The organism is Nocardioides sp. (assembly GCF_031397825.1).
In the GTDB taxonomy this organism is placed as follows: Bacteria; Actinomycetota; Actinomycetes; order Propionibacteriales; family Nocardioidaceae; genus Nocardioides.
The window spans coordinates 1-5,177 of record NZ_JANNML010000244.1; the positions used below are offsets into that span (position 1 = coordinate 1).

The following is a 5,177-nucleotide window of genomic DNA, read 5'->3' on the forward strand; positions in this document are numbered from 1 at the left end:
ATGGAAGAGCTCCTCGCTTCCTGACGCGCTGACCGACCCTGGTCGGGGGGGTGTGGGGGCCACCACGGTGGCCCCGACAGCCGCGCATGAATCACTCTGACCCGCTCGCCAGACCGACCACGTCGAGGTGTTCAACCCATGCCCAGCTCGAAGATCACCAGCACCGCACGGCTGCCCGGGCCTACGTCCCGGCCACGGATGCCGTCTCCGCGCAGCGCGCTGATCATCGCCGCGCTCGCCGTGGCGCTCATCGCCGCGCTGCTCTTCGCCTTAACCCGCGCCGACCGACACCCCGCAGCCCAAGCGAGCGGAGGTGTCGAGGTCGGTCACATCCACGGCATCGGCGTGGACCCCGCCGACGGGCAGCTCTACATCGGCGCCCACCTCGGCACGTTCAGCGTCACCGGCGAGGGAACCGTCGAACCTGTCGGTGATGTGCGCAACGACACCATGGCCTTCACGGTCGCCGGACCCGGACGGTTCCTGGCCTCCGGGCACCCCGAGCTCGGCACCGACCACCCCGTCCACCTCGGCCTCATCGAGTCCCGTGACGCCGCGACCACCTGGGAGCCCGTCTCGCTGGCCGGCGACGCCGACTTCCACGCCCTCGACGTCGCCACCGACGGCCGCACCTGGGGCATCGACTCAGCACGAGGGCTGCTGCTGACCTCCAGCGACAACCGCTCGTGGGACACCGTCGCGCAGGGCCGGTTCATCGACCTCGCCGCCGACCCCACCGGGCAGGACGTCACCCTTGCCACCACCGGAACCGGTCAGCTCCGCTTCTACGACCCGGCGGGGACGTCGACCGCGGTGCCCGGCAGCCCCACGCTCACCTTCGTCGACTGGGCTGCACCCGACCTCCTCGTCGGCCTCGGCCCGGACGGGACCGTCTACACCTCCACCGGCACCGCATCCGAGTGGCAACGAGCAGGACGCGTCCCCGGCCAGCCGAGCGCCCTCGAGGTGACCACCACGAGTTGGTACGCCGCCAGCGACCAAGGGCTCTTCTCCTCCACCACCTCCGGGACCTCGTGGGAGCCCGTGTTCACCTACGGCACCGCGCCATGAGCGGTGCCCACCGCCGAGCACGAACCGGCACAAGGCGCCGGGCAGTAGCAGCCATCGGGCTCGTCACTGCGGCCGCTGTCGTCACCTTCGCCAACGAGCCAGCAGGCCGCCAGGACGTCCCCGCGGCTCCCGTCGTGGACGTCGCCGCCACACAAGGACTACCCCCCTCCGCGGCCACAGGCGCGGACGCTCGAGGCGCTACCCGGGTGCCGACCGGCCCGACCTTTGATCCTCGCCTCGCAGCACCATCTTCGCGACCTGAGACCAAGGCATCACCGTCCAGGGGTGGGCCGCCCGAGACGCCTGCCCTGGCGTCGGCAACGTCGGCCCGCCAGGTGGCGGAGGCGCCACGCCTGCCCGAGGACGGGTCCGGTGAGTTCCTCGTGGCCCCCGGTCAGACCACGCCCACCGGCGTCGGGCCCCTGACGACCTACACGGTCGAGGTCGAAGCCGAGGTGCCCGTCGAGGTCCAGGGCGCCGCCGGCGTCGTCGACCAGGTTCTCACTGACTCACGCGGGTGGACAGCGACGGGAGCTCACGCCCTGGCCCGTGTCGACGCTGGCGGCGACATCAGGGTCCTCGTGGCCACCCCGGAGACCACCGACGCCCTGTGTGCGCCGCTGGACACCGGTGGCCGGCTCTCGTGTCGCAACGGTGACCTCGTCGTCCTCAACGCCTGGCGCTGGCTCAACGGCGCCCCCGCCTACGGCGGCAACCTGCGCGACTACCGCCGCTACCTCATCAGCCACGAGGTCGGACACGCACTCGGCAACCCTCACGTCGCGTGTCCCGGTCCTGGACGCCTCGCGCCGGTGATGATGCAGCAGACCAAGGGCCTCGGTGACTGCAGGGCCAACCCCTGGCCGAGTCCCTGACCAAGAACGGGATCCGCTCGGTTGCCTCAGTGGCCGGAGTGCTCGCTGTGATCGGGTGTGTCCGCCGGTGGTGGGGTCTCGCGGCCGGTGTCGCCGGAGATGGCGGGGCCGATGACGAAGGCCGACAAGGAGAACATCGCGACCAGGACGGCAAGTGCGACGGCAGGCGCCTTCCACGTGTCGAACCTGGCGTAGAGACGACGCAGTAGCGGTATCGAGAAGAGCAGCCCCAGTGCACCGAAGAGCAGGTTGCCGGCCGCGCCCGTGACCAGGGCGGCGCCGAAGATGATCCCGGCATGGTGCAGCACATGCGGCAGCAGCCCCATCAGGGTCCCGACGACTGCCGAGATCGTGCGCCACGTGCTCTTGACGAGCCTCATCCCCGCGCTACAGCCGATCGATGCGTTCGTGAGATCCGTCGAGGTCCGCAGGGCGGCTCGACGTGGAGCCCGGCTGACCTCGACGACTGCTGTCCTGCTGGCTCTGGCCGCCGCTCATCCCGCCGCGCATCATGAAGAACATCATCAGCGGGCACGCCAGCACGATCAGCAGGAAGGGCGACATCCCTGCCCAGAGTGCGATGGCAGCTCCGCCGACGACCGCGACCACGTAGAGGGGGTAGTTGCTGCTGTTGCCCATCAGATCCTCCAACACCTGTCCGGACGGGAACTCCCGCCCGTGACCAGACTTGCAGTGCGAGCACTCCCTGCTCAGGGGCGAAGGTCCCCACAACCCGGGCAGGGACACCAGCCTCAGAGCGTGTAGGAGAGGACGGTCATCATCCCCAGCTCGGCGTGGTAAGCGTTGTGGCAGTGCGCCATCCACTGCCCCGGGTTGTCGGCCTGCAGCTCCACCGTGACGGTCTGCATCGGCAGCACGTTGACCGTGTCCTTGCGGATGCCGGTGCCCGTGTCGCCGGCGAGCGCGAACGTGTGGCCATGGACGTGCATCGGGTGGAACATCATCGACCTGTTGCTCATCGTGATGCGAACTCGCTCGCCGTAGCTGATGTCGAGTGGCTGCCGGTCAGCGAAGGTGGCGCCGTTGATCAGCCAGCGCCGACCTCCGTCTGCCATCCCCAGGGTCAGCTCAAGCTCACGGTCGACGTCCTGGGCCGTCAGGGTGGCCCGGGCAGTAGGCACGAGGTCGCCGTAGGACAGGAGCCGCCCAGTCAGCTCTGCGGGTCGCGCCCCGGGGGTGGGAGCTGCTCCTGACGTCGAGCGCAGCACGGCCATCGCAGCCGGGTCCGGTTTGCCTTCGGGTGCGGCGACGACCGGGAAGACGCCGTCACCGACCTCGACCACGACGTCGTAGCGCTCGCCCATCCCCAGGATGAGCGTGTCGATCTCGAGTGGCTCGACGCCGTAGCCGTCGGTGTGGGTCACGGTCATCCGGTGCCCGCCGACAGCGAACCTGTAGGCGGTGTCGCCGCTGGCGTTGATGAGGCGGAAGCGGATCCGGCGACCCGGCGCCGAGGTGATCGTGACCGGGTCCAGGGGCAGGCGTCCGTTGATCAGGTGGGCCGGGTAGGCGACGTCGCCGGTGTCCGTGCCGAGGGGCGTATCCGAGGAGACGCCCCCCATGCCGCCATCCATGCCGCCCATGCTGCCCATGCTGCCCATGCCTGCCATGGAGCCCATCCCGTCGCGGGCGAAGCCGGCGAGGATCTTCGTCGGGGGCTGCCCCCAGCCATCGGTCCAGTCGTCGAGGATCAGGACGACCTCGTCGTCGTAGCCGCCGGGCTCGTCGGGGTCCTCCACGACGAGGGCAGCCTGCATGCCGTAGTCGAGCTGGATCCCGGCATGCGGGTGCAACCAGTAGGTGCCAGGATCGGGGACCACGAAGCTGTAGTCGAACGCCTCCTCAGGGGCGACCGCGGGCATGGTCAGGTCCGGGACCCCGTCCATGTCGTTGCGCAGCGCGAGACCGTGCCAGTGCACCGTGGTCGGCTCGGGAAGCTGGTTCACCAGACGGACCTGCAACAGGTCACCGGCGCCGACCCTGATCTCTGGCCCCGGGACCGATCCGTCATAGGCCCATGTGGACACGACCCGACCACCGAGATCCACGTCGGCAGGGGCCGCGGTCAGGGTTCGCCGGACCACCCTGCCTGAGGTGGAACGCGCCGCTTCGACCCGCGCGACCGCTGCGGACCCAGGACCGACGAGGGTCCGGGACGGCTGGTCGAGGAGCCGGATCCCGGCACAGCTGCCGCCGACTGCGACCGCAGCAACTCCACCGACCTGGAAGACCTGTCGTCGGCTCAGCGACCTCGGCCCCGTGCTGTCGGCGTTCCTCACAACGGTGATTGACCGTGCAGCGTGGCCGACCTGCTCTCGAACTCGGTCTTGTCGATCTCACCCCGAGCGAAACGCTCAGCCAGCACCTGCTGGGCCGTGCGGTGCGCCGCGACCATCCCACGAGCGGAGTGATCCTGCCTGCTCGGCTGCCGCAGCACGAACACGAACGCAGCGACGATCGCGCCCCAGAACAGCACCATCCCGAGGACCATCAGCACATAGCCGGCCCCACTGTCTGCCCAACCGCCGTCGCCGCTCCAGTACATCATCGCCGTCTCCCGCTGCTTGATCGCCGACACCATCGAGTTGGCGCCTCCACTCAGCCTCGCCCCCGACGCGCAAGCTCGACAGGGTCCTTCGTCGTGACGTCCAGGGACTCGAGACACGCATCTGCCGAGTCCTCACCAGGACCGAAACCCGGCGAGTCCACGTTGTCCGACGGCGTGGGAATGAGAGTGCAACTCAAGCCGTGGTCGCGGCGATCAGGCAGTAGCGCTGATGTGGACGGCGCTCCAAGACTGGTCGGGTCCGGTGCTTGACAAGTGAGCGGTGGTGCCGAGTCGAGACCTTCGAGACAGATGCCAGGAAGGTCGCACGGCACTCGATCTGACGCGACACCCGGTGGGTTCGTGCTGATCACATCAGCCATCTCCCCTAGGGGTATCGGTTCACTGGCGGAACCTGCGCGACTGCGACCCGGACCCATCCAGACCTGCCGAATCGTGTCGGTCGAGCACTTCGCTCGATGCTCCGTGCCCGGCGCTCCATACGAAGCATTGGGTTTCGTGTCAGACCGTGACCTCGAATCCAAGGTCATAGTCGCTGGCGGCTTGGCCGCCGGTGCCCCAGTTCTCCACGGCACTTTCCCTGAGCAGGATCGACACGCCGTCACGCGGGATCCCGATCACCTCAAGTCGCTCGACGATCTCGC

General features: G+C 69.1%; 6 protein-coding genes. 2 read left to right on the top strand and 4 right to left on the bottom strand.

Annotation, left to right across the window (positions count from 1 at the left end):
* Positions 1 to 138 precede the first annotated feature (138 nt).
* Together RMN98_RS20740 and RMN98_RS20745 are read left to right on the top strand one after the other, a co-directional pair.
* Positions 139 to 1,071 (top strand): F510_1955 family glycosylhydrolase, encoded by a 933-nt coding sequence (locus RMN98_RS20740; RefSeq protein ID WP_309650723.1) that lies wholly within the window; start codon positions 139 to 141, stop codon positions 1,069 to 1,071.
* Positions 1,072 to 1,406: 335 nt separating this feature from the next.
* The gene (locus tag RMN98_RS20745) at positions 1,407 to 1,946 is read left to right on the top strand and encodes a DUF3152 domain-containing protein (protein ID WP_309650724.1); all 540 of its coding nucleotides are present in this window, start codon (positions 1,407 to 1,409) and stop codon (positions 1,944 to 1,946) included.
* 26 nt (positions 1,947 to 1,972) lie between these two features.
* Here the strand turns inward: RMN98_RS20745 and RMN98_RS20750 are convergent, their stop codons facing one another.
* The 4 genes from RMN98_RS20750 to RMN98_RS20765 form a co-directional block, all read right to left on the bottom strand.
* Entirely contained in the window at positions 1,973 to 2,326 is a 354-nt protein-coding gene (locus RMN98_RS20750) for a hypothetical protein (RefSeq protein ID WP_309650725.1), read from the bottom strand.
* A 7-nt stretch (positions 2,327 to 2,333) separates the two neighbouring features.
* Positions 2,334 to 2,585, bottom strand: coding sequence for a DUF2933 domain-containing protein (locus tag RMN98_RS20755; RefSeq protein ID WP_309650726.1), 252 nt, complete (start codon positions 2,583 to 2,585; stop codon positions 2,334 to 2,336).
* 113 nt (positions 2,586 to 2,698) lie between these two features.
* Positions 2,699 to 4,213 carry a multicopper oxidase family protein gene (locus RMN98_RS20760; protein WP_397210413.1) on the bottom strand — a complete coding sequence of 505 codons (1,515 nt, stop codon included), beginning with the start codon at positions 4,211 to 4,213 and terminating at the stop codon, positions 2,699 to 2,701.
* A 29-nt stretch (positions 4,214 to 4,242) separates the two neighbouring features.
* The gene (locus RMN98_RS20765; protein WP_309650728.1) at positions 4,243 to 4,548 is read right to left on the bottom strand and encodes a hypothetical protein; all 306 of its coding nucleotides are present in this window, start codon (positions 4,546 to 4,548) and stop codon (positions 4,243 to 4,245) included.
* Positions 4,549 to 5,177 lie beyond the last annotated feature (629 nt).

Coding starts and splice junctions, on each gene's coding strand:
- RMN98_RS20740 (WP_309650723.1), top strand. CDS start 139: ATGCCCAGCTCGAAGATCACCAGCACCGCACGGCTGCCCGGGCCTACG.
- RMN98_RS20750 (WP_309650725.1), bottom strand. CDS start 2,326: ATGAGGCTCGTCAAGAGCACGTGGCGCACGATCTCGGCAGTCGTCGGG.
- RMN98_RS20755 (WP_309650726.1), bottom strand. CDS start 2,585: ATGGGCAACAGCAGCAACTACCCCCTCTACGTGGTCGCGGTCGTCGGC.
- RMN98_RS20765 (WP_309650728.1), bottom strand. CDS start 4,548: ATGGTGTCGGCGATCAAGCAGCGGGAGACGGCGATGATGTACTGGAGC.